Origin of the sequence: Pseudonocardia yuanmonensis, from assembly GCF_039542425.1 — a bacterium.
GTDB lineage: Bacteria > Actinomycetota > Actinomycetes > Mycobacteriales > Pseudonocardiaceae > Pseudonocardia > Pseudonocardia yuanmonensis.
Genome location: NZ_BAABIC010000002.1, coordinates 251,563 through 276,764, shown reverse-complemented (window position 1 = coordinate 276,764; position 25,202 = coordinate 251,563). Strand labels below are relative to the sequence as shown.

The window sequence follows — 25,202 nt, the reverse complement described above, 5'->3', positions numbered from 1 at the left end:
GTGCTCAGCCCTTGAACCACCCCTGCGGCGCGGGGGCGGTGTTGTGCCAGACGTGCTTGGCCTCCTGGTACTCGTGGAGGCCGGCGTGCCCGAGCTCGCGGCCGTTGCCGGACCGCTTCATCCCGCCCCACTCCGCACCGGGCACGTACGGGTGGTAGTCGTTGATCCACACGGTGCCGTGCCGCAGCGCGGAGGCGACCCGGTGCGCGCGGCCCATGTCCCGGGTGAACACCGCCCCGGCCAGGCCGTACTCGGTGTCGTTGCCCAGCTCGAGCGCCTGCTCCTCGGTGCTGAACCGCTCCACGGTGAGGATCGGCCCGAAGGTCTCCTCCCGGATCACCCGCATGTCGCGCCGGACGTCCGTGATCACGGTGGGCAGGTAGAAGAAGCCCTTGGCCAGGCCGGGGTCGTCCGGGCGGGCGCCGCCGCAGACGATCGTCGCACCCTCCTCCCGCGCCGACGCCACGAAGCCCTCGATCTTCGCCCGGTGCGCCTCGGAGACCAGCGGCCCGACCTCGACGCCCTCCTCCAGGCCGTTGCCCAGCCGGATCCGGGCGGCGCGGCGGGCGATCTCGGCGACCAGGTCGTCGTGCAGGGTGTCCTCGACGATCAGCCGCGCACCGGCCGAGCACACCTGCCCGGAGTGCAGGAACACCGCGAGCATGGCGTAGTCCACGGCGACCTCGAAGTCGGTGTCGGCGAAGACGATGTTCGGGTTCTTGCCGCCGAGCTCCACCGCGGTGCGCTTGATCGTCTCGGCCGCGGCGCGGATGATCGCCTTCCCGGTCTGCAGGCCGCCGGTGAAGCTGACCATGTCGACGTCCGGGTGCCCGGTCAGCGGGGCGCCGACGGTGGGCCCGTCGCCCAGCACGATGTTGACCACGCCGGCGGGCACCCCGGCCTCCTCGCACAGCTTCACGAGGTGGATCGAGGTCAGCGGGGTGACCTCGCTCGGCTTGATCACCATCGTGTTGCCGGCGGCGAGGGCGGGCGCGACCTTCCACGACAGCTGCAGCAGCGGGTAGTTCCAGGGCGTGACCAGGGCGCACACGCCCACCGGCTCGTGCACGACCCGGCTGACGACGGCCGGGATCCCGGTCTCGACCAGCCGTCCGGCGTCCTTGTCGGCGAGGTCGGCGTAGTAGCGGAAGACCGCGGTGACGTCGTCGACGTCGATACGGCTCTCGGTCAGCGTCTTGCCCGTGTCGAGGGTCTCGGTGTGCGCGATCTCCTCCTTGTCGCGCACGAGGAGGTCGGCGATCCGGTGGAGCAGGGCGCCGCGTTGCGGGGCCTCCGTGGTGCGCCAGGCCCCGGAGGTGTCGTCGAAGGCCCGGCGGGCGGCGGCCACCGCACGGTCCACATCAGCCGCCGCGGCCTGGTCCACCGACCGCACCACCGAGGCGTCGAAAGGGTTCACCACCTGCGCGGATCCGCCGGATCCGGAGGTCCACACGCCGTCGACGAAGAGGTCAGGCACGGCGCGAAGCGTGCTCCGAACCCTGTACAGGGTCAAGCAGACCGGGCATTTCGGCCCCTATAGTTCCGTCATGGGCAACACGGAGCGCGCGCGGGACGGAGGCGTGCAGTCCGTGGACCGCGCCATCACCGTCCTGGAGATCCTGGCCCGCCGCGGGGAGGCCGGGGTCAGCGAGGTGGCCGGGGAGCTCGACGTGCACAAGTCCACCGCGTTCCGGCTGCTCGGCGCGCTGGAGGACCGGGGGCTCGTCGAGCAGGCCACGGACCGCGGCAAGTACACCCTCGGGTTCGGGCTGATCCCGCTGGCCGGGGCGGTGTCCGGGCGGCTCGACGTCACGCGGCTGGGCCGGGAGTCCTGCGAGCGGCTGGCCCAGGAGTTCGGCGAGACCGTCAACATCGCCGTGCTGCAGGGCCGGCACGCCGTCAACGTCCACCAGGCCCGCGGCCCGTCGACGGTCCTGACCTACAACTGGATCGGGCGCATCACCCCGCTGCACTGCACCTCCAGCGGCAAGGCGCTGATCGCCTGGCTCGAGCCGGCGGACCTGACCCCGCTGCTCAAGGACGTCCTCGAGCACCCGGAGCGGTTCACCGAGAACACCCTCACGACCCGTGACGCGATCGACGCCGACCTGGGGCGGGTCCGCCGGGCGGGGTACGCGGTCGTCGTCGAGGAGTACGAGATCGGGCTGAACGCCGTCGCCGCCCCGATCCGCGACCAGAGCGGCGGGGTCGTCGCCGCCCTGTCCCTCTCCGGCCCCAGCTACCGCCTCCCGCCGGAGCGCCTCGACGACCTCGCCCCCACCGTCCTCGAGGCCGCCCGGGACATCAGCCGCAGGATGGGGTGGTGGGAGTAGGGCGACGCCCGCTCACGACGGACGGCCCCACCTTCCGGCAGTGGCGCCGACCGCGCCCGACACGTGCCCATGATCGTCGAACATGGACGGGACCGGTCGGAGTTCGACCGTCCCGCTCCACGACCGACGATCATGCGTGCCCGGGCCGCGCGCGCGTCCCGGTCACCGAGATGTGTCGAGGGATCAGGCCAGGCGGGCCTGCACCCAGTGGTGGAACTCGGCGATGTGGTGCTCGCTGGGGACCAGCGCGCCGCCGTGGGCGTAGACGCGGCTGGACATGGCGGGCTGGGTGCGCTCGCAGGCGGCGAAGTCCTGCGCGTTGACCCGGTGGAAGAGCTCCACCGAGCGGTCCAGGTCCACACCGGACCGTACGACCTCGGGCAGGAACAGCCAGTCGCACTCCACGAGCGTCCGGTCCGCGGCGACCGGCGTCATCCGGTGCACGATGACGTGGTCGGGCACGAGGTTCACGAACACGCCGGGGCGGATCGTGATGGCGTAGTACCTGCGGTCCTGGTCCTCGGCGATCCCGGGGATGCGGGTGTGCCCGGCCGAGCCGTCGACCGTGAAGCCCCGGACCTGCTCGCCGAACTCGGCGCCGTGCCCCACGTAGTACTGCGCGGCGTACCCGTCGGCGAACTCCGGGAGCACCTCGGTGAGCTCGGGGTGGATCGTCGCGCAGTGGTAGCACTCCATGAAGTTCTCGACGACGAGCTTCCAGTTGGCCGCCACGTCGTAGGAGATCCGCCGGCCGAGCGCGAGCCCCTCGATGCCGTAGTGGTCGATCGACTCGACATCGCCGAGCCGCGTCACCACCGCCCCCATCACCTCCTCCTCGAACGACGGGGGCTCCGGCGCCACGCACACCCACACGTAGCCGATCCACTCCCGCACCGCGACGGGCACGAGGCCGTACCCGATGCGGTCGACGTCCGGCATCTGCGTCAGGTTCGGCGCGGCGATGAGCTTGCCGGCCAGGTCGTAGGTCCACGCGTGGTACGGGCACTGCAGCTTGTTGCGGACCTTCCCCTCCGGCTCGACGCACAGCCGCGCGCCGCGGTGCCGGCAGACGTTGAAGAAGGCGCGGACCGCCCGGTCCCGCCCCCGCACGACGACGACAGACTCCCGGCCGACCTGCACGGTCCGGTACGCCCCGGGCTCGGCGAGGTCCGCGGAGAGGGCGACGCACACCCATCCCGCCTCGACGATGCGCTCCTGCTCGGCCTCGAAGATCGCGGGATCGGTGTACCAGTGCCCCGGCAGGGTGGGCACGAGGCTGCCGGCGGAGGCGGAGCCCGCGGAGCCGACCCTCGGGGCGGTGACCGGGGGTTGCTCGAGTGCGGTCACGGGCGGAGACGCTTCCCCTCGGGATCGAACAGGGGCTCGGCGGCGACGACGCCGGGCAGCCGGGCACCGAAGTACTCGACGGCGACCGGGGTGCCCGGGGCGGCGAGGTCGGCCGGCAGCCAGGCGTAGGCGATGCCGGCGTCGATCGTGGGGCCGTAGGCCGCGCTGGTCACGTACCCGACGGCGGTGTCGCCGGAGTAGACCGGCTCGGCGCCCATGACGACGTCCGTCGGGTCGTCCAGGAGGACGGGGACCAGCCGGCGGCGCGGGTCGGCCGACACGGCTGCGGCGCCGGGGTAGTCCCCCGGCTTGACCGCGAACGCGAGTCCCGCCTCGGCGGGCAGGTCCTCGCTGGTCATGTCCACGCCGCTGGCCCGGTAGCCCTTCTCCAGGCGCAGGCTGGTGAAGGCGTGCCGGCCCGCCGCGACCATGCCGTGCTCGGAACCGGCGGCCCAGAGCGCGTCCCAGAGCGCGAGGCCCTGGTCGGCCGTGGTGTAGAGCTCCCAGCCCAGCTCGCCGACGTAGGAGACGCGCAGCGCGAGCACCGGGACGGCGCCGACGTGGATCCGGCGGGCCCGGAAGTAGCCGAACGACAGGTCGTCCGTGCTCACCGCCGAGAGGACGTCGAGCGCGCGCGGACCCCAGAGGCCGACCCCGCAGGTCCCGGCGGTCACGTCGCGCACGGACACCCCGGCCGGGGCGAGGCGCCGCAGCCGGTCGACGTCCACCTCGCCGTTGGCCCCGACCTGGAACAGCTCCTCCCCCAGCCGGGTCACGGTGAGGTCGGACAGCACCCCGCCGCTCTCGGTGAGCATGAGCGTGTAGACGACCCGGCCCACCGCGACGTCGACCTTGTTGCTGGTCAGGCCGTCGAGGAAGGCGCAGGCGCCGGGCCCGGACACCTCGACGCGGGTCAGCGGGGTCATGTCGAAGAGCCCGACCCGGTCCCGCGTCGCGAGCGCCTCGGCCCCCGCGACCGGCGACCAGTGCCGCGCCGCCCACTCCCCGCGGCCGGGGATCCGGGCGACCTCGGGCAGCCCCGCGTTGGACTCGAACCACAGCGGCCGCTCCCAGCCGCCGATCTCGGTGAACACCGCACCGAGCTCCTGCTGGCGCAGGTGGAAGGGGCTGGTCCGCATCGGGCGGGGCCCGGCCGGCGGGTCGAGCGGGTGCAGGATGTCGTACACCTCGACGAAGTTCCGCGCGGCCCGCTGCGCCACGTACCCCGGCGAGCGCTGGGCCTCGGTGAAGCGGTTGAGGTCGCAGGCGTGGACGTCGAGCGACGGGTGCCCGTCGACCAGCCACTCCGCCAGCGCCCGGGCGACGCCGCAGGAGTGCGTGACCCACACGGCCTCGGCGACCCAGTACCCGCGCAGGTCGGGGTGCTCGCCGAGCAGCGGCATGCCGTCGGCGGTGAAGGAGAACACGCCGTTGAAGCCGTGCTCGATCCCGACGCCCTGCAGGGCGGGCAGCAGCGCCTGCGCGTCGGCGTAGGCGGGCGCCCAGTCCTCGGCCGTGAAGTCGAACGACGACGGCATCTCGGTGTGCGTCGGCAGGTTCGCCGGGTCGACCGCGATCGGGCGGTGGGCGTAGGAGCCGATGCCGAGGCGTTCGCCGTGCTCCCGGAAGTACAGGTCGCGGTCCTGGTGGCGCAGGATCGGCGCGGCCGCCTCCTGCGTCCCGAGGTCCCGCAGCCCGGGCACCGGCGCGGTGCGGGCGTACTGGTGCGCCATCGGCAACAGCGGGGTGGGCAGGTCGACCAGCGCCCCGGTCAGCGGCCCCCAGAACCCGGTGCACTGCACGACGACGTCGGCCGGGAAGGTGTCGCCCCGCCCGCCGACGGTCTCCGTCCGGACCCCGGTCACCCGGCCCTTGTCCCGCAGCACCTCCACCACACGTTGCTCGCCGAGGAACCGCGCGCCGCGCGAGATCGCCCGCCGTGCCTGGGCCTCGACCGCCCGCGGCGCCTTGGCCAACCCGTCCGTCGGGATGTGCAGGCCGGCGAGCACGCGGTCGGCGGGCACCAGCGGGTGCAGCGCGGCGCACTCGTCCGGACCGACGACCGTCGACTCCACGCCCACCGAGCTCAGGAACCCGTGCCGGCGCCACAGCTCGTCGACGCGGGCCGGCTCGGTGGCGACCTCCAGGCCGCCGACCTGGTTGAAGCACCACTGCCCGTCGAGGTCGAGGGAGGACATCTTCTCGACGGTGTACTTCGCGAACCGCGCCAGGGTGCGGGAGGGGCTCGCCTGGAACACCAACCCGGGCGCGTGCGAGGAGGACCCGCCGGGCAGGGACAGGGCGCCCCGGTCCAGCACGGTCACGTCCGTCCAGCCCCGTCCGGTGAGCTCGTCGGCGACGGCGGCTCCGACGACCCCGGACCCGATGACGACGACGCGAGGGGATCCCGGCCGGCTCATGAGGCGACGTACCGCTGCGCGCCCGCGGGCAGGTGCGGGATCTTCTCCGACAGCTGCAGGTAGACCGCGCCGTCCTCGATCACCACGGTGTGCGTGCGGACCGGGTACTGCGCCACGAGACCGTCGGCCTCGCCGGTGCGCAGGTCGAAGATCGCGGCGTGCAGCGGGCACTCGACGGCGCAGTCCTCGACGAACCCGTCGGCGAGGGAGGCGTCGGCGTGGGTGCAGGTGTCGTCGACGGCGAAGAGCTCGCCGTCGTCCGTGTGGAAGAGGGCGACGGGCGGACTGCCGGGAAGGTCCGTGAGTCGCAGGGAGGCGCCGCGCGGGAGATCGGCGAGCTGGCAGGCGTAGTTCATGTGCCGCGTCCTCGGATGCCGGGGTGACAGGCGGGGGCTGTGCGTACTGCGGAACACGCAGCATCACACGCAACAAGTTGAGGCCAGACGTCGCCCACTGTCAAGGGTGTGACGACACACGGAACACGATGTCCGGATTCGATCCGAACCCGAAACGGCGCGGTAACAGGCGCTGGGCCGGACGGGCGAGCAACACCGGGTGGCGCCCTACCCGCGGGCGGGGCGGTGCGGCGGGCAGGAATGTCCACGCCCGGGGCTCGGTGAGGGGCGTCGGGGAGGCCCGGGAGAAGTGCGGGGGAGACTCGCGGGACGGACCGGGAGGGCCCGCCCGGCCGGTCGACGTGCCGGGCCGGGCAGGCCTGCCGGACTCAGCGGGCGCGGCGGCCCCGGTTCCAGCCGCCCAGGATGCCCAGGGCGTCGAGGAGGCCGGCGCTGAACTTGCCGAGTGCGCGTCCGAGGTTCTTCACGTGCGTCTCCCGAGATACGTGCGGACTGGGGGCGGACACCCACACGGTCTCAAAAGGGTGACGGGCGTGCACACGTGGCCACGGCCGGGTGAGGGCCGTGCCCCGGGTCGACGTCCGCGCGACGCCGCTGCTCACGCCGGGCGCGGGCCCGCGCCCACCCTTCGCCGTGCCCGGTCCGGCGGTTCCCGGCCGTGCGGTGGACGCGCGTCGTCGATCGGTGGGCGGCGCGCGCCGGGTCGCCGGGATGCGATGCTGATTCCGAGGACCACCGGAGATCGAGAGCAGGAGCGCACGTGACCGTCACCGTCGTCGTCGGCAACCCGAAGCCCGCCAGCCGCACCCTCCAGGCCGGCGCCGCGCTGGCCGAGAAGCTCACCGGCGCCGCCCCCGACCACGTGATCGACCTCGTCGAGCTGGGCCCGGGCCTGCTGGGCTGGGGCGACGAGGCCGTCGCCGCGGCCGTCAAGACCGTGCAGGCGTCCTCGTTGGTGGTGTTCGCCAGCCCGACCTTCAAGGCCACCTACACCGGCCTGCTCAAGCTCTTCCTGGACCAGTTCGCCGGCGGCACCGGGCTGCAGGACGTCGTGGCCGTGCCGCTGATGCTGGGCGCCGGGCCGGGGCACGCGATGGCGCCGGACCTGACCCTCAAGCCGGTGCTGTCCGAGCTGGGCGGCACGTGCGCCCTCCCGGGCCTGTACCTGATCGACGCCACCTGGTCCGAGGCGCCGGAGCTCGAGGCCTACGCCGAGCGCTGGAAGCCGGTGGCGACCGCCCTGATGGCGCTGCGGTGACCGATGCCGTCCGCGATCCCGCCGTGCAGGCCCTCCGCGAGCTGGGCGCCCAGCTCGACCGCACGCTGACCGACCTCACCGAGGCCCGTCGGCGCGTCGACCAGCTCGAGCGGCTGCGCGCCAGCGGGCTGAGCTGGCACGAGATCGTCGCCCAGGAGGAGCGCCCGCTGGTGGTCGAGGCGCTCACCCGCGCGCTCGACGACCTGGGGACCGTCGGCGGCCGGTTCCGCCGCGAGGAGGCCCGCGCACTGCAGCGCGAGGAGGTGTCGATCACCCGGATCGGCAAGCTCTTCGGGGTCAGCCGGCAGCGTGTGTCGGCGATCCTGCACGAGACGCCCCGGCCGCCCCGGCAGCCGGGCGGGGGCCTCAGCGCCGGTCGGTGATCTCCACGCCCAGCGCGGCGAGCAGCAGGGCCCCGACCGGCACGAGCTGGTCGGGCCCGATCCGGCGGCCGCGCAGCGCGAGCGGGCCGCGGAGCCCGTCGACGGTCGAGCCGTGCAGGTCCGTGCCAGCCCAGCCGGGCGTCCTCGAGCGAGGCCTCGCCGAGGTCGCAGCGCAGGAAGGCGCAGTCGCGCGCGGTGAAGCGGTAGAGATCGGCGCCCCGCAACGACGTGTCCTCGACGTGCAGGAACGTGCCGGTCGCCATCCGGAGCCGGGCCAGGTCCGCGCGGCAGCCCGAGATCCGGACGTCGTTGAGCCCCGCGCCGTTCAGCTCGGCGCCGGTGAACCGGCAGTCAGTGAACGTGACCCGGGTGAACACGGCGTCGTCGAGCACCGCGCCGGAGAGGTCGCAGCGGTGGAACTCGGTGTCGCGACGGTGCAGCCCGCCCAGCGTGCGCCCGGCGAGGTCGACGCCGGAGAACCGGCACTCGTGCAGCCGCAGGTCCGCGACGTGCTCCGGCAGGACGAGGTCCGGCCCGGCCTCGATCCCGTCCCACAGGTCCCCCGGCTCCGGCGGCCCCGTCGCCGCGTCGTAGGACGACGGGAGGTCGGGCGGGTCGGGGCGGGTCTTGGCGGTACGGGTCCGGCGGGCCACCCCGCGACGTTACCGGCGGGCGCGGGGGTGGCCGGGCCCTGTACCTGCAGCACCGAGCCCGGGCGCCTTCCGCAAGGGCCGAGCGCCGCTTGACCTGCCCGACCGGCGCGAGGACGGTGGGCGGCCCGGCACGCGACCGCGCGACGCCGGCACGGCTCCACGCTCCACCGGCGCGACTCCGCAGGGGGTGTCATGTCCTCGCAGACCGACTTCTTCTCCCGCTTCGGCGACGTCTGGCGGACGGGCAAGGTCGACGTCCTCGACGAGCTCCTGCCCGCCGACGTCGCCTACCACATGCCGCCCTTCGAGGACATGGACCGGGCGGGCCTGAAGCAGCTGATCAGCGGCTTCCACCAGGCCTTCCCGGACTTCGCGCTCACCATCCACGAGGAGACGCGCGACGGCGGCACGACCACCGCCCGGTGGAGCTGCTCCGCCACGTTCACCGGGGCGTCCCCGCTGCTCCCGCTCGCTCCCACCGGCCTCGCGACGGAGGCCACCGGCGCGCACATCATCCACTGGTACGACGACGTGCCGATCGAGGTCTGGCACTTCGGGGACTGGCTCGGCTGGCTGCAGCGCTGCGGCGTGATGCCGCCGCTCGGGTAGCGAGTCGACCCGTCAGCGGCGGCCGGCGGCGCGGCGGTGGCGGAGCACGGCGAGCGGCCGGACCAGCAGCGCCGCCACGCAGAGGCCGAGGACGAGGGCGGCGGGCGCGCCGGCCGACACGGCCGCGAGGAGGCCTCCGGCGAGCACCACCATCACCACCGCGGCGACCACGGCGAGCCGGACCGAGGGCTCGGCGACGCGGCGCCGCAACCGTTGGACGGGAGGGGCGGACGGTGCCAGGCAGGCCCGGCGGAGCGCCCGGAACTCCCGGACCGCCGGCCTCGCGTTAGCCATGTCTAACAGCTACCCCTGGCCACCCCTACAAAACAAGCGGAATCTCAATTTCGGACACGTCTCACAGCTCGGGAACGCCCAGTACACGGTCCAGGTAGGCGTTGCGGAAGCGGCCCTCGGGGTCGAGCCGGTCCCGCAGCGCGACGAACGCGTCGAAACCGGGATAGAGGCCGCGGAGCTGCGCGGCGGTCCGGCTGTGCAGCTTGCCCCAGTGCGGGCGCCCGGCGAGCGCGGTCATCACCGCCTCGACGGCCCCGAAGTACGCCTCGTGCGGGCGCCCCCGCGCGACGTGGACCGCGAGGTAGGCGGTGTCGCGGCCGACGGCCGTCGACAGAGGGATGTCGTCGCCCGCCGTGATCCGCACCTCCACCGGCACCGTCACCTCCTGCGCGTGGCGTGCGGCGGCGGTCCGCAGCCCGGCGAACGCCTCCCCCAGCGCCTCACGGGGCACCGCGTACTCCATCTCCAGGAAGCGCACGCGCCGCGGGCTGCAGAAGACCCGGTAGGAACGGTCGACGTACTCCGGCGCGGCCATCCGCCCCGCCATCAGCCGGTTCAGCCGCGGCACCAGCGCCGGGACCCGGGCGCCCAGCCCGCAGGCCGTCGCGAACCCGGCGTTGCCGAGCAGCTCGTCGCCGACCCACTCCGTCACCCGGGCACGCCGGGGCCCGTCCGCCTCCGTGCGGTTGTTCCGCTTGAGCACCGCGATCTGGGTGTGCGGGAACCAGTAGAACTCGACGTGGTCGTTCGCGGCGGCGAGCTCGTCGAGCCCGTCCAGGACCTCGGCCAGCGGCACCGCCCGCTCCACGGCGTGCAGCCGGAACGCGGGCACGGTCTCCAGGGTCACCGAGGTGAGCACGCCCAGCGCGCCGAGCCCGACGCGGGCGGCGTGCAGCACGTCGCCGTTCTCCTCGGCCGTGCAGCGCAGCACCGACCCGTCCGCCAGCACCATCTCCAGGCCGCGGACCTGCGCGGCGATCCCCCGGTACCGCGCGCCGGTGCCGTGCGTGCCGGTGGAGATCGCGCCGGAGATCGTCTGCGCGTCGACGTCGCCGAGGTTGGGCAGTGCCCGGCCGTGCTGCCAGAGCAGCGCGTTGAGCACGCGCAGCCGCACGCCCGCGGGGACCGTGACGAGGTCGCCGTCGAGGGTGAGCCGCGGATCGGCGGGCGGCCGGACCGCCACGCCGTCGGGCAGTCCGATCCCGGTGAACGAGTGGCCGCTGCCCAGCGCCTTGACCCGCAGGCCCTCCCGGGCGGCGGCCTTCACGGCCGAGGCGACCTCGCCCGCGTCTCGCGCCTCGACGACCCGGACGGGTCGGGTGCGCTGGTTGCCGGCCCAGTTCGACCAGGTCACGGCCGTGCTCAGGCCACGGTGCCGGCGAGCAGCGGCTCGAACCGGACCTCCGGGAACTTCCGGATCACCACGTCCATCCGCCACTTGTTGCTGAACACCGCGAGCCGCACCCCGTCGCTGCGGGTCAGGACCTCGCACTCGGACTGGCGGGCCAGCGCGAGCTCGCCCTCCTCGTCCGTCACCCGGGCGATCTGGTACGGCAGGTGCTCCAGCGTGATCGGGGCCGAGAACTCCGACTCCATCCGGGCGGCGACGACGTCGAACTGCAGGGGACCGACGGCGGCGAGCACCGGCGCCTGGTCACCGCGCCGTTCCGAGCGCAGCACCTGGATCACGCCCTCGCCGTCGAGCTGCTCGATGCCGCGGCGGAACTGCTTGCTCTTGCCGGCGTCGGCACCGCGGGCCACGGCGAAGTGCTCGGGCGCGAAGCTGGGGATGGCCGGGTAGTGCACCGGCTCGGCGGCGTAGAGGGTGTCGCCGGGGCGCAGCGCATTGGCGTTGACCAGGCCGACGATGTCGCCGGGGAAGGCCTCCTCGACCGTGGTGCGCTGGTTGCCGAACACCGACTGCGCGTACTTGGTGGCGAAGGGCTTGCCGGTGGCGGCGTGGGTGAGCACCATGCCGCGCTCGAACCGCCCGGAGTGGATCCGCAGGAAGGCCATCCGGTCGCGGTGCGCCTTGTCCATGCCCGCCTGGACCTTGAAGACCAGCCCGGACAGCGGGGCGTCGAGCGCGCGCGGGCGGCCCTCGGCGTCCTCCCGCTCGCCGGGCGGCGGGGCCAGCTCGACCAGGGCGTCGAGCAGCCGGGCGACGCCGATGTTCGACAGCGCCGCGCCGAACAGCACGGGGGTGGCGGTGCCGGCCAGGAAGTCCTTCTCGTCGAACTGCGCGCCGATCTCCTCGAGCAGGGCGAGCTCGTCCTGCGCGGTGGCCCAGAACTGCGGCTCCTCGGCGGCGATCACCTCGGCCGGCACGGCCTCCGCAGCCGCCCGGGTCGCCCCACCCGCGGCGCGCGTGTACCGGGTGAACTCGCCGGTGGCGACCTCGATCAGCCCGCGCAGCTCCCCCGCGACGCCGAGCGGCCAGGTCACGGGCATCGGCCGCAGCCCGATCGTCTGCTCCACCTCGTCGAGCAGCTCGAGCGGCTCCCGGCCGGGGCGGTCCCACTTGTTCACGAAGGTGAGCACCGGGATCTTGCGGGAGCGGCAGACGTCGAACAGCTTGAGGGTCTGCGGCTCGAGGCCCTTCGCGGCGTCGAGCAGCATGACCGCGGCGTCGACGGCGGCGAGCACGCGGTAGGTGTCCTCGGAGAAGTCGCCGTGCCCCGGGGTGTCCAGCAGGTTGATCACGGCGCCGCCGTACTCGAACTGCAGCACCGCGCTGGACACCGAGATGCCGCGCTGGCGCTCCATCTCCATCCAGTCCGAGGTGACGCCGCGACGGCCGGACTTGCCGTGCACCGCACCCGCCGAGTCGATCACCTCGGCGTGCAGGGCGAGCGCCTCGGTGAGCGTGGACTTGCCGGCGTCGGGATGGGAGATGACCGCGAACGACCGCCGCCGCCCGGCCTCCGCGAGCACGTCCCCCGCCACCCGCTCGGCCGATCCGACCTGCACCACCTGCGCACTCCCTCCGCCGCGGCCCCCTGGCACGCGTCGTGATCCAGCGTAACCGCCGCGGACGCGGTGCCGACGGGGGCAGCGCGGGCGGCCGACATGGGCACCGTTCACCGATGGCCGGGGGCCGCGGCGTGCCTAGCGTCGGGCGGGTCGGACGACCCACCCGAGGAGGACCCATGCACGCCACCCTGCAGACCGGGACCACGGCCACCAACAAGGAGCTCGCCGTGCGCTGGCTCGACCTGGTCGGCGCCGGCGACGTCGACGGGCTCTGCGCCACCGTCACCCCGACCTGGACGATGATCGGCGGCCCGCCGGGCCTGCCGCCCGGGCCCGACGGCATCCGCGCGCTGGTCGCGACGTTCGGCCGGATCAGGCAGACCTGGACGGTCGACGACGTCGTGGCCGAGGGCGACCGGGTGGTCGTCCGGGCCACCAACCACTGCGAGCAGGACGAGTTCCTGGGCGTGCCCGCGGCGGGGATCGAGCAGGTCTTCGCCGCGACGTTCGTCTTCCGGATCGTCGACGGCCGGGTGGACCGGATCTGGCGCACCGCGCAGGACCTGCAGCGACTGCTCCAGCTGGGCGCGCTCGTGGTGCCGCCGTCGCGGCGGCCGAGCATGCCGTGACCCCCGGCCCGGCCGGCCCCTGCGGACGGCCTTCCGCGCGGGCCGGCCGGGCTGTCACGATCGGTCGATGGGGTCGCTCCTCGAGCGCGGGACGGAGCTCGAGGCGCTGGAGGCGGCGGTCGCGGGGGCGGCCTCGGGCGCCGGCTCGGTCGTGCTCGTGGCCGGCGAGGCCGGCATCGGCAAGACCAGCCTGGTCCGCGCGTTCGCGAGCCGGGTGTCCGGCCACGCCCGCGTCCTCGCCGGGGCGTGCGACGACCTGTTCTCCCCACGGCCGCTCGGTCCGCTGCGCGACGCGGCCCGGCACGCGCGGGGCCCGCTGGCCGCGGCCGCCCGCTCCGGCGACCGGGAGCTCGTCATGGCCGCGGTGATCGACGAGCTGGCCGGGCCGGGGCCGCCGACCGTGCTGGTGGTCGAGGACGTGCACTGGGCGGACGCGGGGACGCTCGACGTGCTGCGCCACGCCGGGCGCCGGGTGCCCGACCTGCCCGCGGTGCTCGTGCTCACCTACCGCGACGGCGAGGCGCCGCCCGGCCACCCCCTGCCCACCCTGCTCGGCGCCCTCACCGGGCCCGCGGTCCGCCGCCTCGCACCGCGGCCGCTGTCCCCGGCCGCCGTCGCCCGGCTCAGCGCCGGCACCGGCGCGGACGTCGCCGAGCTGCACCGCTCCACCGGCGGGAACCCCTTCTTCCTCACCGAGGTGATCGCCGCCGGCGCCCCGGCCGCCGACACACCGCCGGCCACGGTCGTCGACGCCGTGCTCGCCCGGATCCGGGTGCTCGACGCACCGGCGCGGGACGCCCTGGACCGGCTCGCCGTCGTGCCGGGCGGGGTGGAGCTGCCGCTGGCCCGGGCGCTGCTCGGTGACATCACGGTGCTGGCCGACGCGGAGCGCCGGGGGATCCTGGAGGTCCGGCCGGACGCCGTCGCGTTCCGGCACGAGCTGGCCCGCCGGGCCGTCGAGGACGCGCTGCCCGTGCTGGACCGCATGCGGCACCACGCCGCGGTGGTCGCCGCGCTGCTCGACCGGGCCGCGCCCGACCTCGTCCGCGTGGTGCACCATGCGGTGGCCGCGGGCGACGAGCGGGCCGTCGCCGAGCACGGGCCCGAGGCCGCCGCGCAGGCCTGCCGGGCGGGCGCGCAGACCGAGGGTGCCCGGCTCTACGAGGAGGTGCTGCGGGTCGCGCACCTGCTCGACGGGCCCACCCGGATGGCCGTCCAGGACGCCTACGCCTGGGCCCTGTTCCACGCCAACCGCGGCGGCGAGGGGGTGGCGGCCGCGACCGAGGCGGTCCGGCTGCGCGAGGGCGGCGACCCGCGCGCCCTCGCGCACGCCCTGGCCGTGCTGTCCGTGCAGCAGTGGTCGGACCAGCAGCCGGAGGCGGCGCTGGCCTCGGCGACGCGCGCGGCGGGGCTCGCGGCGGCCGGAGACTGCCGCGAACGCGTCTTCGCCCTCACCCACCTCGGCACCCTGCTGGTCAACCTGGACCGGGAGGCCGAGGCGCTCGGGCCGCTGGAGGAGGCGGTCGCCGTCGCGCAGCGGGTGGACGGGCGCCCACCGCCCGTCCCGCTCGTGTTCCGAGGTCGGGCGCGGATGGCGCTCGGTGACGACGCCGGGTACGACGAGGCCCGGCGCGGCCTGGCGCTCGCCCGCGAGGCCGGCGACCACGACGCCGCGATGATGGGCTATCTCAACACCGCGATCGCGCTGTGGCAGCGCGGCCGGTACGACGAGATGGACGCGTTGCTCGCCGAGCGGGAGGAGTTCGGCCGGGGGCGCGACTTCCCCTTCTTCGACAACGCCTGCCGCTCCTACCGTCTCCGGCTGCGGGCGCTGCGCGGCGACTGGGCGGGCGCGGAGGCGGGCTACCGCGAGATCCTCGACCGGTCCGGCGGCCGCGGCGTCCTGCTCCGGTACGGCCTGCCCGGGCTCGCCCGGCTCGCGGTCCGCCGCGGCGACGACGACGCCGCCCGTCTGGTGGCCGAGGCCCTCGCCTACGTCGAGGCCTCCGCGAGCCCGTTCCAGCTGCTGCCCGTGGTGGCGACGGCCCTGGAGCACGCCTGGCTGACCGGGGAACCGGCGCCCGGGGCCGTCGGCGCCGCGCGCGAGCTCCTCGCCGGCACCGACCGGCCCGGGCGGGAGCGGGAACGCGCCGAGGTCCTGCGCGGGCTGGCCCGGCTCGGCGAGCCCGTCGCGACCTTCCCGGGCTGTCCGACCGAGACCGTCGCCGCCCTGTCCGGCGATCACAGGGCGGCCGCGGCGGGCTGGGCGGCGATCGGCGCGCCCTACGAGCGGGCGCTGGAGCTGGGCGCGTCGGGCGAGCCCGGCCCGGCCGCCGCGGCGCTGGAGATCCTGGACCGGCTCGGCGCGCGGGCGGCCGCCGCCCGGGTGCGGGCGCAGCTGCGCGGGCTCGGGGTGCGGCAGGTCCCGCGCGGGGCGCGGGCTGCCACCCGGGCGCACCCCGCCGGGCTGACCCCGCGGCAGGCGGAGATCCTCGAGCTGGTCGCCGCGGGCCGGACCAACACCGAGATCGCGGCGCAGCTCGTGCTCTCGATCCGCACGGTCGACCACCACGTCTCGGCGATCCTCGGCAAGCTCGGCGTCGCCGGGCGGCGGGAGGCCGCGGCCTACCTCGACGCCGTGAGCCGGGACGGGGCCGACCGGGCCTGATCCGCCGCGTGCCGGGCCGTCGCGGCGGCCACGGCCTGGGCCTGCCGGCGGTCGAGCTCCGCGCGCCGCGACCGGGCGAGCCGGGCGGACTCGACGAGCCGCGGCCCGGTGCCCTGGAAGCGCGGCGCGACGTACCGGGCGAAGAGCTCGTAGCTGCGCGTGGTCGCCGCGGGCCGCGCCCACTCGTGGTGCATCAGCAGATAGGTGCCGAAACCGCCGGACTGCTCCTGCAGCCGCTCGATCTGTGCGACGGCGTCGTCCGGGGTGCCGATCACGCCGAGCCCGGTGCCGGTGACCCAGGCCAGCCGCTCGTCGAAGGTCCGGCCGGCGGCCCGGAAGTGCGGCGCGGCCATCACGTCCTGGGTGTAGTCGGCCCAGTCGTCGAGCCCGAACCGGACGTCCTCGACGGCCTGCTCGCGGGTCTCGGCCAGGTGCATCGGCCCGACCAGCCGCCACCGGTCCCGGCGCGGTGGCAGGCCGTACCGCGCGCCCTGCTCCTCCATCACGTCCCAGTGCAGCGCGAGCGCGTCGAACCCGGCCCGCGTCGTGGCCCCGAGCGACAGCAGGCCGAGCCCGTGCCGCGCCGCGACCCGCGCTCCGGTCGGCGAGGCGACGGCCGCGGCGGCGACCTCGATCCCGTCGCCGTACGGTGCGAGCTGGCTCCGGGCGTCGACGAGCGTGTACCGGCGGGTGCGGTGGCTGACGGTCTCGCCGCGCAGCAGCCGGACGAGCACGGCGACATCCTCCTCGAACGCCTCGCGCTGCTCCTCCGGCGCCATCCCGATCATCGCGGCGTCGGTGGGCAGGGCGCCGGGCCCGACCCCGAGCAGGAACCGGCCGCGCGCGAGGTGGTCGAGGAACAGCGCGCGGTCCGCCGTCCAGAGCGGGTTGTGGTACGGCAGCGAGACGACGCCGGTGCCGAGCCGCAGGTGCCGGGTCCGGTGCAGGGCGTGCGCGACGAACAGGAACGGGTCGGGGACCAGCTCGCTGCCGCACGAGTGGTGCTCGCCGATCCACGCCTCGTCGAAGCCGAGCCGGTCGGCGAGCTCCAGGACGTCGAGATCGGCGGCGTAGGCGGCGGCCGGGTTCTGCCCGGCGGGACAGTGGAAGGGCGCGAGGAACAGGCCGAACGACGTGCGGGACACGGGGTCTCCTTCGGGTGTCGGTCCTCAGCAGGCGACGGGGGCGAGCCGTCCGGCGGCGGCCTGGCGGGCCAGCCGGGCGGCGGCGCGGCGGCTCGGCACACCGAGCTTCTGGAGGACCGCCGAGACGTGGTGGTCGACGGTCCGCACGGACACGACGAGCCGGTCGGCGATCTCGGCGTTCGTCAGGCCCTCGCCCAGCAGCTCCAGCACCTCGCCCTGGCGGGCCGTGAGCCCGGCCGGGTGCGCGCGGGTGTCCGGGCGGGGTCCGCGGGGCACCCGGTCGACGCCGAGCTCACGCAGCCTGCCGCGGACGAGCCGGGCCGCGGGCCCGGCGCCGAGCTCGTCGAGGATCGCCAGGGCCTCGAGAGTCGGCCCCGGCTCGCCGGACCCGGCCAGCTCCAGGGCCCGCTCGTAGGGGTCGCCGATCCGCCGCCACGCCTCCGCCGCGGCCCGCCAGTCGCCGCGCAGCCCGAGCAGGTGCTCCGGGCGGCAGCCCGGGAAGGGCTCGACGGGCAGCCCGCACCGGCGCGCGTACCGCAGCAGCTCGCCGCGCTGGCGCTCGACGCCCGGCCGGTCCAGCCGGTCCAGGAGCAGCCGGATCCGGTCGTGCTCGGACGCCGGGTCCCCGGCCAGCCACGCCCGCTCGACCAGGGCGAGGCCGGCCGGGACGAGCACGGGCAGGATGTCCGCCCGCTCGGCGAGCGCCCAGGACCGCTCCAGCAGCGCGGCGGCCTCCGGGTCGCCGCGGCGCAGCAGCAGCCGGCCGAGGTGCGGGAGGGTCTCGCGGTGCAGGACGCCCGCCTGCGGCGCGGCCTCCAGCAGCTCGCGGAAGCCCTCCTCGGCCTCGTCCCAGCGGCCCTCCTGCGCCCGCAGCTGGCACAGGTGCGCCTCGAGGGTGTAGCCGTGGGCGCGCAGCTCGATCCCGGAGGTCCGCGCGGCGCCCCGCTCGGCGTGGCCGCGCACCTCGCCGTCCCGTCCGAGCCGGCGGGCGGCCTTGACCAGGGCGGTGTACCCCAGCGCGACGAACTCGCGGTGCCCGTCGGCGTCGGCCACCCCGCGTTCGAGGATCTCCAGGCCCGCGGGGTCGCCGAGGAAGGCGGTCGCCAGGCCGCGGTAGATCGTGCGGGCGGCGGCCAGGCCACCGGACTCCCCCACCGAGTCCAGCTCGGCGAGCCCCTCCCGCTCCCGGTCGGCCAGGACCAGCAGGAACCCTCGGTAGGACCGGGCGAGCTCGACGACCTCGCCGGCGTGGTCGACGTCGTCGACCGCGCCGGCGGTTCGCACGGCCTCGTCGATCGTCGCGACGGCGCCGGGGACGTCGGCCGCGAGGTAGCGGTGCCACGCGAGGCCGACCAGGGCGCGGACCAGGTGCGCGGGTTCACCGAGGTCGCGGTGCAGCCCGACCGCCTCCCGGGACAGCGCGACGGCCTCGTCGAACCGCAGGGCGTTGTACAGCTCCCAGGCGTGTTCCTCGGTGACCGTCGCCCGCTCCTCGGGCGCGAGGAGGCCGACGTAGGGGCGCAGCTGCTCGTAGCGGGACAGGGCCTGCTGATGGGCGCCCGTGCGGGCGGCGCGGCGCGCGGCACCCGGACCGTGTGCCGCGACGGCCTCGGCGTCGCCGCACAACACCGCGTGGTGCAGGATCCGCGCCTCGTCGCGGGGTTCCTGGGCGAGCAGCGCGGCCAGCACCGCGGCGCCCAGCCCGAGCCGGCGGGCGCCCGGCAGGACGTCGGCCACGGCCATCCGGGACAGGTCGTGCCGGAAGTCCAGCCCGGCGTCGCCGAGCCGGACGATCCCGCGGCGCTCGGCGGGCTCGGCGTCCCGGGCCCAGTCGGGGTGCACGGCGTCGAGCAGGGCCCGGTCCATGCGCCCCGGGACGACCGCGAGCAGGTCGAGCAGCGACCGGGTCCGCTCGGGCAGGGTCGCCACGCGTTCGAGGACGACGTCCCGGACCGAGGCCGGGACGCCCTCGACCTCGGCGGCCAGCAGCTCGGTGACGAAGAACGGATTGCCCTTCGTGAGGGCGTGCAGCCGGAGCCCGAGCCCGCTCTCGCCGGCCAGCGCCGACACCGCGCGGGCCGACAGCGGGTTCAGGGCGAGCCGGATCCCGGCGGGCGGCCGGACGAGCGCGAGCAGCCGGCGCAGCGGCGAGCCCGGGAGGACCTCGTCGTCCCGGCAGGTGAGGACCAGCACCGCGGGCAGGGTCTCGACCCGGCGGGCCAGGAAGGCCAGCGTGTCGGCCGTCGCCTCGTCGGCCCAGTGCACGTCCTCGATCACGAGGAGGGTGGTCGGGACCGCGAGCTCGGCCAGCAGGAGGTCGCGCACCTCGTCGGCCGAGCCCGCGGCGAGCGCGCCGGCCAGGTCGGTCCGGGCCAGCCGGGCGACGTCGTGGAACGGGCCGAGCTCGCGCGCCGTCAGGAGGTGGTCGCAGGAGCCGCGCAGCACCCGCACCGTCCCGCTCGCGGTCGCCTCGCCGGCGAAGGCCCGCACCAGGCTGGTCTTGCCGATGCCGGCCTCGCCGCCGACGAGGACCACGCGGCCCTCGCCGCGCCCCGCGTCGGCCAGCGCCGTCCGCAGGGCCGCCAGCGCCGCGTCGCGTTCGAGCAGTTCCCGCCGTGCTTCCACCGTGCCCCTCCCCGCATCGCCGCCGGGACCGAGTCTGGGCGCCGCGGGCCTTCCGGACATGGGTGGACGACCACCTAGGTATCGCCCGCGCCTACCCATCTCTCCACTCCCCCGCGTCGCTACGGAGAAGTCCGTATGGAGCCGGGAGGGGCGCGGGGCCACCGTCGCCCGTGCGGGGCCTCTCCGCCCCGCGCGACCTCCTGGACCCGGAGAGCGGAGTCGCGGTCGGCCTGCACCACCACGAGGACCACGAGCGGACCGTCGCCGACGAGCGCCGTACCGGGCTCGACCACCTGGCGTTCGCGGTGCGGGAGCGCGGTGACCTCGACCGCTGGGCCACCTGGCTGGACGGGCTGGGCATCCCGCACGAGCGGTGGCGGACGAGACCGATCCGATCCCGTACTCGGTGCTCGTCTTCCGCGACCCCGACAACATCCAGCTCGAGTTCGCCCACACGCCGGGCTGACCCGGGGCCGCGGCCCGGCCTGGGTGGTCGTGCCCCGGGAATGGGTGACGGACACCGATGGCTCCGCCGGGCACGCGCCCGATCCTCGGTCCCGAGGCCGCCGCCCGGGAGGCCGCGGGAGGGCGCGACCATGACCACGACGGCGACCACGGCGACGGCGGTGCCCGTCGAGCTCGGCCGGGTGCAGCGGCGGACCCTGTCCGTGCTGGTCGTGGCCCAGGTCGTCGGCGGGGCCGGGGTGACCACGGGCGTGGCGGTCGCGGCCCTGTCGGCGGCGCGGCTCTCCGGCTCCGACCTCGTCGGCGGCCTCGGACTGACCTGCACCGTGCTCGGCGCGGCGCTGGCCGCGGTGCCGCTCGCCCGGGCCGCGACCCGGTTCGGGCGGCGCGCCGCCCTGGCCGGTGGCTGGGTGACGGCGACGGCGGGCGCCGCGGGCGGGGCGCTCGCGGTCGCCGTCGGCAGCTGGCCGCTGCTGCTCCTGAGCTGCGTGCCCTTCGGCACGGGCACGGCCACCAGCCTGGCTGCCCGGTTCGCCGGCACCGACCTCGCAGCACCGGACCGCCGCGGTCGCGCCCTGGCCGTGGTGCTCGCGGCGACGACCGTCGGTGCCGTCGGCGGCCCGTTGCTGGCGGCTCCGGCCCAACAGGCCGCCGCGGCGGCCGGCGTGGCGCCCGGCGCCGGCCCCTACCTGCTCTGCACCCTGCTGTTCGGGTCGGCGGCGGCCACCGTCGCGGCCGGCCTGCGCCCGGATCCGCTGCGGCTCGCCCGCACGCACCACCGTGCCGCGGAGCCCGGGCCCGGGGAGCCGGGGGCGGGGACGCCGATCGCGCCCCTCGCCCTGGCCCTCGCCGTGGTCGTCGTCGCGCAGCTGGTCATGATCGCCGTGATGTCGATGGCACCCGTCCACCTGGAGCACGGCGGGGCCGGGCTCGGCGTCGTCGGGCTCGCCATCGGCGCCCACGCCGCCGGCATGTACGCGCTCAGCCCGGTCTTCGGCTGGGCGTCGGACCGGTTCGGGCGGCTGCCGGTCCTCGCGGCCGGCGCGGGGCTGCTGGTCGCCGCCGGGATCGTGGCGGGCACCGCGGACCCGCACGACCACCTGCGGCTGACGACCGGGCTCGTGCTCCTCGGGCTCGGCTGGTCGGCGGCGCTGGTGGCCGGGTCGGCCCTGCTGGTGGACGCCGTCCCGCCCGCCGGGCGACCGCGGTTGCAGGGCCGGGCGGACATCGTCGTGAACCTCAGCGGCGCGCTGGGCGGGTCCGTCGCGGGCGTCACGGTCGCCGCGACCTCCTACGAGGTGCTGGCCCTGGGGTGTGCCGGGCTGGCGAGCGGGGTCCTGGTGGCCGTGCTCCGCCGGACCCGGGCCTGACGCCGTCAGGCCCGGGTGGCCACCGCCGCCTCCAGCGCCCGCACCATCGGGCCGAGCCTGGCGCGGTCCGGCTGGATGTTCGGCACGCCGTGGGCCTCGAGCGGGGCGGCGGTCACCGGTCCGACGCAGACCACAAGGGTCCGGCGCAGGGCGTCGAGCACCTGCGCCCGCAGGTCACGCTCGGCGGCACGACGGAGCAGGCCACCCACCGCGGGGGCGCTGGTGAAGGTCACGGCGTCCAGCCCGCCCGCCAGCAGCCGGTCGGTGAGGTGGTCGACCGGGCCGAGGTCGGCCGGCAGCTCCCAGCGGTACACCGGGACCGTGACGACCTCGGCGCCCGCGGCCGACAGCGCGTCGACCAGGTCCGTCAGCGGGTCGCCGTGCAGCTGCAGGGCGATCCGCAGGCCCGCGACACCACGATCGAGCAGGTGCTCGAGCACTTCCGCGGAGGACTCGGTGGCCGGGGACCAGGCGTCCGTGAGGCCGGCGCCGCGGATCGCGCCCCGCGCCTTCGGCCCCCGCGCCAGGATCTCCCCGCGCCCCAGGGCCGCGACGAGCTCCTCCCGCAGCCCCCACCGCTCGGCCGCGGCCAGCCAGCCGCGGAACCCGACCCCGGTCGTCGCGACCGTGACGTCCGGCGGTGCCGCGAGCAGGCCGCGGGTCAGGTCGACGACCCGGTCGTCGTCCTCGACCGGGACGATCCGCACGGCCGCCCCGTGCAGCACGCGTGCGCCGCGGCGCTCCAGGAGCCCGGCGAGCTCCTCGGCCTTGCGCGCGGCCGTCACGCCCACGGTGAGACCGTGCAGGGCGCCGACCTCCGCCGCGGTCGTGTCCGTTCCCGAGGCTGCTGCCATACGGAAGATGGTGACCGGCCCCGGCCCCCGATGCGCACTCGGGCACCACATCGTCACGAGACGGTCACACCCGCGCCCCGAGTGGGACCCGGACGCGCCGGGTAGCTCCACGGCATGAGCCGTGACGAGGACCGGCGCCCCGAGCGGGTGCGCACGCTGCACGACACGAAGACCGGGGAGCGGTCGCCGGCCGCCCCGCGGGGATCCGAGGTCGACGACCAGGCCGGGGGCGTCGAGCCCATGGCCGAGGTGCCCGGCGGGCCACAGGTGGACGTGCCGGCCGCGCAGGGACACATGCCGGAGGACACCGAGGACGCCGGCCGCGACTGAGGCCCCTGACGGGCACCGGCGCCGGACCCGGACCGCGGGTCCCGGCGCCGCCGTGTGCCCGGCTCCGCGTGAGAAGGGCCCGGCACCGGGTACGGCCCTGCCATGACCACCCGGCAGACCATGCCCGACGACCCGACCGTCACCGGGGGCGACACCACCCCGGACGGCCTCCCGCTCGCCTCCGGCCGCGACACCCTGCGCGCCGCGGCGGCGATCCTGCCGATCATCGCGCAGGGGGTGATCGCGCGCCGGCCGCGCGTCGTCGCGCTGGCCGGCAAGGCCGATCTCGACGGCCGCGGGGTGCGGATCTTCCAGGACCTCGCCACCCGCTACGGGCACGGTCCGGTGCGGCTGCGGCTGCCCGGACGCCGTGCCGCGCTGGTGCTCGACGCCGACGACGTCCGGCGGGTGCTCGACGGGACGCCCGAGCCCTTCGCCCCGGACACCTGGGAGAAACGCAAGGCGCTCGGCCAGTTCCAGCCGCACGGCGTCCTCGTCTCGGACGGCGAGGTCCGCGCGGAGCGGCGGCGGTTCAACGAGGCCGTCCTGGACTCCGGCCATCCGCTGCACCGCAACGCCGCCGTCATGGCCCGCGCGGTCGCCCAGGAGGCGGAGCTGCTCGGCCGTGAGGTGGACGGGACCGGTGAGCTGGACTGGGACGCGTTCATCCGCGCCTGGTGGCGGGTGGTGCGCCGGGTCGTGCTCGGCGACGGCGCCCGCGACGACCACGACCTCACCGACGAGCTGACCCGGCTGCGCAACGCCGCGAACTGGTCCTTCCTGCTCCCCCGGCGGCGTGTGCGGCGGGAACGGTTCCGCGCGCGGCTGCGGGAGCACCTGGAGCGGGCCGAGCCGGGGAGCCTCGCCGAGATGATCGCCGGCATCCCCGCCGACCCGGACGTCGATCCCGTCGACCAGGTGCCGCAGTGGCTCTTCGCCTTCGACCCCGCGGGCGCGGTCGCGCTGCGGGCCCTCGCCGTGCTCGTCGCGCACCCCACGGAGCTCGCCCGGGCCCGCGAGGAGATCGGCGACCGCGACCTCGCCCTGCCGCAGGACCTGCCGCGGCTGCGCGCCGCCGTCCTGGAGTCGGTGCGGCTCTGGCCCACCACGCCCCTGCTGCTGCGCGAGACGACCCGCCCGGTCCAGTGGGACGGCGGCGGGCTCGACGGGCGGACCGCGTTGATCATCCCGACCTGGTTCCTGCACCGGGACGGCCGCGCCCGCGCCGACGCGCAGCGCTTCGACCCGCAGCAGTGGCTCGACGGCGCCGCGCAGGCGGATCCCGCCCTCGTACCCTTCAGCGCCGGTCCGGGCCGCTGCCCCGGCCGGGAGCTGGTCCTGTTCACCACCTCGCTGTTCCTGGCGCACCTGCTGCGCGGCCGGGAGCTCGAGCTGACGAGCCCGGAGATCGACCCGCAGGCCCAGCTGCCGGCGGGGGTGAACCCGTTCGGCGTGCGGCTGCGGGTGGTGCGACCGACCGGGTGACCCGCGGTGTGTACCCCCCGGTAGCGGGGGTAGCCGAACACCATGAGCAGGCCACTCCACCCAGACCCGCTGAACGGGACCGCCCGGCCCGACCCCGCCGAGCTGTCGACCGCCGACCTGCTGCGGCAGCTGACCGACCAGGTCCGGACCCTTGTGACCGACGAGGTACAGCTGGCGAAGGCGGAGGTGACGGCCAAGGGCAAGAAGGTCGGCGTCGGGGCCGGGCTGGCCGGCGCCGGCACGATGCTCGCGCTCGCCGGCGGCCTCGCCTTCGTCGCCGCGGCGATCGCCGCGCTGGCGCTCGTACTGCCCGTGTGGGCCTCGGCGCTGATCGTCGGTGCGGTGCTCGTCGCCCTGGGCGGGCTGCTGGCCCTCGTGGCGAAGAAGCAGATCAGCCAGGCGACGCCGCCGGTGCCGGAGCAGGCGATCGACAGCACGAAGCGGGACGTCGAGGCGATCCGGCGCGAGGTGCACCGGTGAGCGAACCGACGCCGGAGGAGCTGCGCGAGCGGATCGCCGCCGAGCGCGAGGAGCTCGCCCGGACGGCGTCGGCGCTGGCCGAGCGGGTCGACGTCGGCTCCCGGGCCCGGGCCGCCCGCGAGCAGGCGGTCGAGCGGGTGAAGACGACCGTCGAGCAGGCCCCGGACCGTGGGCGCGAGCTGCTGGGCCGCACGACCGACACCGCGAAGCACGCCGTCGGGACGGTCCGGAGCACCCTCGACACCGCGCTGCAGGGCAAGAACCGGACGCCGGTGCTCGCGGGGGCCGGGGTCGGCGCCGCCGTGCTGACCTTCCTGCTGGTGGCGCTCAGCAGGCGCCGCAGGTGAGACCTCGCTCGACAGGACAGGGGGCGCGATCCGTGGGATCGCGCCCCTTCTCGTGTGTGGGGCTGCCCGACGGCCCATGATCGCTGCTCGGGACGAGAAGCGACGAACATGGCGGTTCAACGGTCCCGAGCGGCGATCATGACGTTGGGACGGAGCAGCGAGATGTGCTGCCCGGCGA

The 25,202-nt window shown here is 75.8% G+C and carries 21 protein-coding genes and 1 pseudogene; 11 read left to right on the top strand and 11 right to left on the bottom strand.

Annotated features, from left to right (window positions below; genetic code table 11):
• Positions 1 to 4: 4 nt before the first annotated feature.
• Positions 5 to 1,477 carry an aldehyde dehydrogenase family protein gene (locus ABD990_RS03745; RefSeq protein WP_345378326.1) on the bottom strand — a complete coding sequence of 491 codons (1,473 nt, stop codon included), beginning with the start codon at positions 1,475 to 1,477 and terminating at the stop codon, positions 5 to 7.
• 70 nt (positions 1,478 to 1,547) lie between these two features.
• Here ABD990_RS03745 and ABD990_RS03740 point away from each other — a divergent pair, with 70 nt between their 5' ends.
• On the top strand, positions 1,548 to 2,333 hold the full coding sequence (locus ABD990_RS03740) for an IclR family transcriptional regulator (RefSeq protein WP_345378324.1): 786 nt from the start codon (positions 1,548 to 1,550) through the stop codon (positions 2,331 to 2,333).
• A 183-nt stretch (positions 2,334 to 2,516) separates the two neighbouring features.
• Here ABD990_RS03740 and ABD990_RS03735 read toward each other — a convergent pair whose 3' ends face one another.
• From ABD990_RS03735 to ABD990_RS03725, 3 genes are all read right to left on the bottom strand, one after another.
• On the bottom strand, positions 2,517 to 3,605 hold the full coding sequence (locus tag ABD990_RS03735; protein ID WP_345378572.1) for an aromatic ring-hydroxylating oxygenase subunit alpha: 1,089 nt from the start codon (positions 3,603 to 3,605) through the stop codon (positions 2,517 to 2,519).
• 71 nt (positions 3,606 to 3,676) lie between these two features.
• A complete protein-coding gene (locus tag ABD990_RS03730) occupies positions 3,677 to 6,100 on the bottom strand; it encodes a GcvT family protein (protein ID WP_345378322.1) in 2,424 nt (807 codons plus the stop codon).
• Complete coding sequence (locus ABD990_RS03725) at positions 6,097 to 6,456, bottom strand: bifunctional 3-phenylpropionate/cinnamic acid dioxygenase ferredoxin subunit (RefSeq protein ID WP_345378321.1); 360 nt, start codon at positions 6,454 to 6,456, stop codon at positions 6,097 to 6,099. Before ABD990_RS03725 ends, ABD990_RS03730 begins: the two co-directional genes overlap by 4 nt.
• 760 nt (positions 6,457 to 7,216) lie before the next feature.
• On the opposite strand from ABD990_RS03725, the gene ABD990_RS03720 reads away from it, so the two are divergent.
• Complete coding sequence (locus ABD990_RS03720) at positions 7,217 to 7,714, top strand: NADPH-dependent FMN reductase (RefSeq protein WP_345378320.1); 498 nt, start codon at positions 7,217 to 7,219, stop codon at positions 7,712 to 7,714.
• Complete coding sequence (locus ABD990_RS03715) at positions 7,711 to 8,097, top strand: hypothetical protein (RefSeq protein ID WP_345378319.1); 387 nt, start codon at positions 7,711 to 7,713, stop codon at positions 8,095 to 8,097. The genes ABD990_RS03720 and ABD990_RS03715 overlap by 4 nt, the downstream gene beginning before the upstream one ends.
• Positions 8,098 to 8,426: 329 nt before the next feature.
• On the opposite strand, the pseudogene ABD990_RS34280 reads toward ABD990_RS03715, so the two are convergent.
• Positions 8,427 to 8,750 (bottom strand): annotated as a pseudogene (locus ABD990_RS34280) (pentapeptide repeat-containing protein); the annotation flags it as partial.
• 192 nt (positions 8,751 to 8,942) lie between these two features.
• Here ABD990_RS34280 and ABD990_RS03710 point away from each other — a divergent pair.
• Complete coding sequence (locus ABD990_RS03710) at positions 8,943 to 9,359, top strand: ester cyclase (RefSeq protein WP_345378318.1); 417 nt, start codon at positions 8,943 to 8,945, stop codon at positions 9,357 to 9,359.
• A gap of 12 nt (positions 9,360 to 9,371) precedes the next feature.
• Here ABD990_RS03710 and ABD990_RS03705 read toward each other — a convergent pair whose 3' ends face one another.
• The 3 genes from ABD990_RS03705 to ABD990_RS03695 form a co-directional block, all read right to left on the bottom strand.
• Complete coding sequence (locus ABD990_RS03705) at positions 9,372 to 9,653, bottom strand: hypothetical protein (protein ID WP_345378317.1); 282 nt, start codon at positions 9,651 to 9,653, stop codon at positions 9,372 to 9,374.
• A 61-nt stretch (positions 9,654 to 9,714) separates the two neighbouring features.
• The gene (locus ABD990_RS03700; RefSeq protein ID WP_345378316.1) at positions 9,715 to 11,007 is read right to left on the bottom strand and encodes a D-arabinono-1,4-lactone oxidase; all 1,293 of its coding nucleotides are present in this window, start codon (positions 11,005 to 11,007) and stop codon (positions 9,715 to 9,717) included.
• Between the two features lie 8 nt (positions 11,008 to 11,015).
• Positions 11,016 to 12,623, bottom strand: coding sequence for a peptide chain release factor 3 (locus tag ABD990_RS03695; RefSeq protein ID WP_425569421.1), 1,608 nt, complete (start codon positions 12,621 to 12,623; stop codon positions 11,016 to 11,018).
• 179 nt (positions 12,624 to 12,802) lie between these two features.
• Here ABD990_RS03695 and ABD990_RS03690 point away from each other — a divergent pair, with 179 nt between their 5' ends.
• Together ABD990_RS03690 and ABD990_RS03685 are read left to right on the top strand one after the other, a co-directional pair.
• Entirely contained in the window at positions 12,803 to 13,255 is a 453-nt protein-coding gene (locus tag ABD990_RS03690) for a nuclear transport factor 2 family protein (RefSeq protein ID WP_345378314.1), read from the top strand.
• 67 nt (positions 13,256 to 13,322) lie between these two features.
• A complete protein-coding gene (locus ABD990_RS03685; protein WP_345378313.1) occupies positions 13,323 to 15,923 on the top strand; it encodes an ATP-binding protein in 2,601 nt (866 codons plus the stop codon).
• Here the strand turns inward: ABD990_RS03685 and ABD990_RS03680 are convergent.
• Complete coding sequence (locus ABD990_RS03680) at positions 15,881 to 17,068, bottom strand: LLM class flavin-dependent oxidoreductase (protein WP_345378312.1); 1,188 nt, start codon at positions 17,066 to 17,068, stop codon at positions 15,881 to 15,883. The two genes, ABD990_RS03685 and ABD990_RS03680, sit on opposite strands and share 43 nt — an antisense overlap.
• A 24-nt stretch (positions 17,069 to 17,092) precedes the next feature.
• Positions 17,093 to 19,693: an ATP-binding protein gene (locus tag ABD990_RS03675; protein ID WP_345378310.1), complete on the bottom strand. Its 2,601-nt coding sequence runs from the start codon at positions 19,691 to 19,693 to the stop codon at positions 17,093 to 17,095.
• A 596-nt stretch (positions 19,694 to 20,289) separates the two neighbouring features.
• On the opposite strand from ABD990_RS03675, the gene ABD990_RS03670 reads away from it, so the two are divergent.
• On the top strand, positions 20,290 to 21,528 hold the full coding sequence (locus ABD990_RS03670; protein ID WP_345378309.1) for an MFS transporter: 1,239 nt from the start codon (positions 20,290 to 20,292) through the stop codon (positions 21,526 to 21,528).
• A 5-nt stretch (positions 21,529 to 21,533) separates the two neighbouring features.
• On the opposite strand, the gene ABD990_RS03665 is transcribed toward ABD990_RS03670, so the two are convergent.
• A complete protein-coding gene (locus ABD990_RS03665) occupies positions 21,534 to 22,382 on the bottom strand; it encodes a uroporphyrinogen-III synthase (RefSeq protein WP_345378308.1) in 849 nt (282 codons plus the stop codon).
• A 114-nt stretch (positions 22,383 to 22,496) separates the two neighbouring features.
• Between ABD990_RS03665 and ABD990_RS03660 the strand changes: the two genes are divergently transcribed.
• The 4 genes from ABD990_RS03660 to ABD990_RS03645 all read left to right on the top strand — a co-directional run bounded on the left by ABD990_RS03660 (position 22,497) and on the right by ABD990_RS03645 (position 25,024).
• Positions 22,497 to 22,712 carry a hypothetical protein gene (locus ABD990_RS03660; protein ID WP_345378307.1) on the top strand — a complete coding sequence of 72 codons (216 nt, stop codon included), beginning with the start codon at positions 22,497 to 22,499 and terminating at the stop codon, positions 22,710 to 22,712.
• Between the two features lie 102 nt (positions 22,713 to 22,814).
• Complete coding sequence (locus ABD990_RS03655; protein ID WP_345378306.1) at positions 22,815 to 24,197, top strand: cytochrome P450; 1,383 nt, start codon at positions 22,815 to 22,817, stop codon at positions 24,195 to 24,197.
• A 42-nt stretch (positions 24,198 to 24,239) separates the two neighbouring features.
• A complete protein-coding gene (locus tag ABD990_RS03650; protein ID WP_345378305.1) occupies positions 24,240 to 24,677 on the top strand; it encodes a phage holin family protein in 438 nt (145 codons plus the stop codon).
• Entirely contained in the window at positions 24,674 to 25,024 is a 351-nt protein-coding gene (locus ABD990_RS03645) for a DUF3618 domain-containing protein (protein ID WP_345378304.1), read from the top strand. Before ABD990_RS03650 ends, ABD990_RS03645 begins: the two co-directional genes overlap by 4 nt.
• Positions 25,025 to 25,202 lie beyond the last annotated feature (178 nt).

What these genes read in the sequence shown, in the direction of transcription:
- ABD990_RS03665 (WP_345378308.1), bottom strand. Translation starts at nt 22,382, where the DNA reads ATGGCAGCAGCCTCGGGAACGGACACGACCGCGGCGGAGGTCGGCGCC.
- ABD990_RS03685 (WP_345378313.1), top strand. Translation starts at nt 13,323, where the DNA reads ATGGGGTCGCTCCTCGAGCGCGGGACGGAGCTCGAGGCGCTGGAGGCG.
- ABD990_RS03705 (WP_345378317.1), bottom strand. Translation starts at nt 9,653, where the DNA reads ATGGCTAACGCGAGGCCGGCGGTCCGGGAGTTCCGGGCGCTCCGCCGG.
- ABD990_RS03740 (WP_345378324.1), top strand. Translation starts at nt 1,548, where the DNA reads ATGGGCAACACGGAGCGCGCGCGGGACGGAGGCGTGCAGTCCGTGGAC.
- ABD990_RS03670 (WP_345378309.1), top strand. Translation starts at nt 20,290, where the DNA reads ATGACCACGACGGCGACCACGGCGACGGCGGTGCCCGTCGAGCTCGGC.
- ABD990_RS03710 (WP_345378318.1), top strand. Translation starts at nt 8,943, where the DNA reads ATGTCCTCGCAGACCGACTTCTTCTCCCGCTTCGGCGACGTCTGGCGG.
- ABD990_RS03655 (WP_345378306.1), top strand. Translation starts at nt 22,815, where the DNA reads ATGACCACCCGGCAGACCATGCCCGACGACCCGACCGTCACCGGGGGC.
- ABD990_RS03690 (WP_345378314.1), top strand. Translation starts at nt 12,803, where the DNA reads ATGCACGCCACCCTGCAGACCGGGACCACGGCCACCAACAAGGAGCTC.
- ABD990_RS03730 (WP_345378322.1), bottom strand. Translation starts at nt 6,100, where the DNA reads ATGAGCCGGCCGGGATCCCCTCGCGTCGTCGTCATCGGGTCCGGGGTC.
- ABD990_RS03725 (WP_345378321.1), bottom strand. Translation starts at nt 6,456, where the DNA reads ATGAACTACGCCTGCCAGCTCGCCGATCTCCCGCGCGGCGCCTCCCTG.
- ABD990_RS03660 (WP_345378307.1), top strand. Translation starts at nt 22,497, where the DNA reads ATGAGCCGTGACGAGGACCGGCGCCCCGAGCGGGTGCGCACGCTGCAC.
- ABD990_RS03650 (WP_345378305.1), top strand. Translation starts at nt 24,240, where the DNA reads ATGAGCAGGCCACTCCACCCAGACCCGCTGAACGGGACCGCCCGGCCC.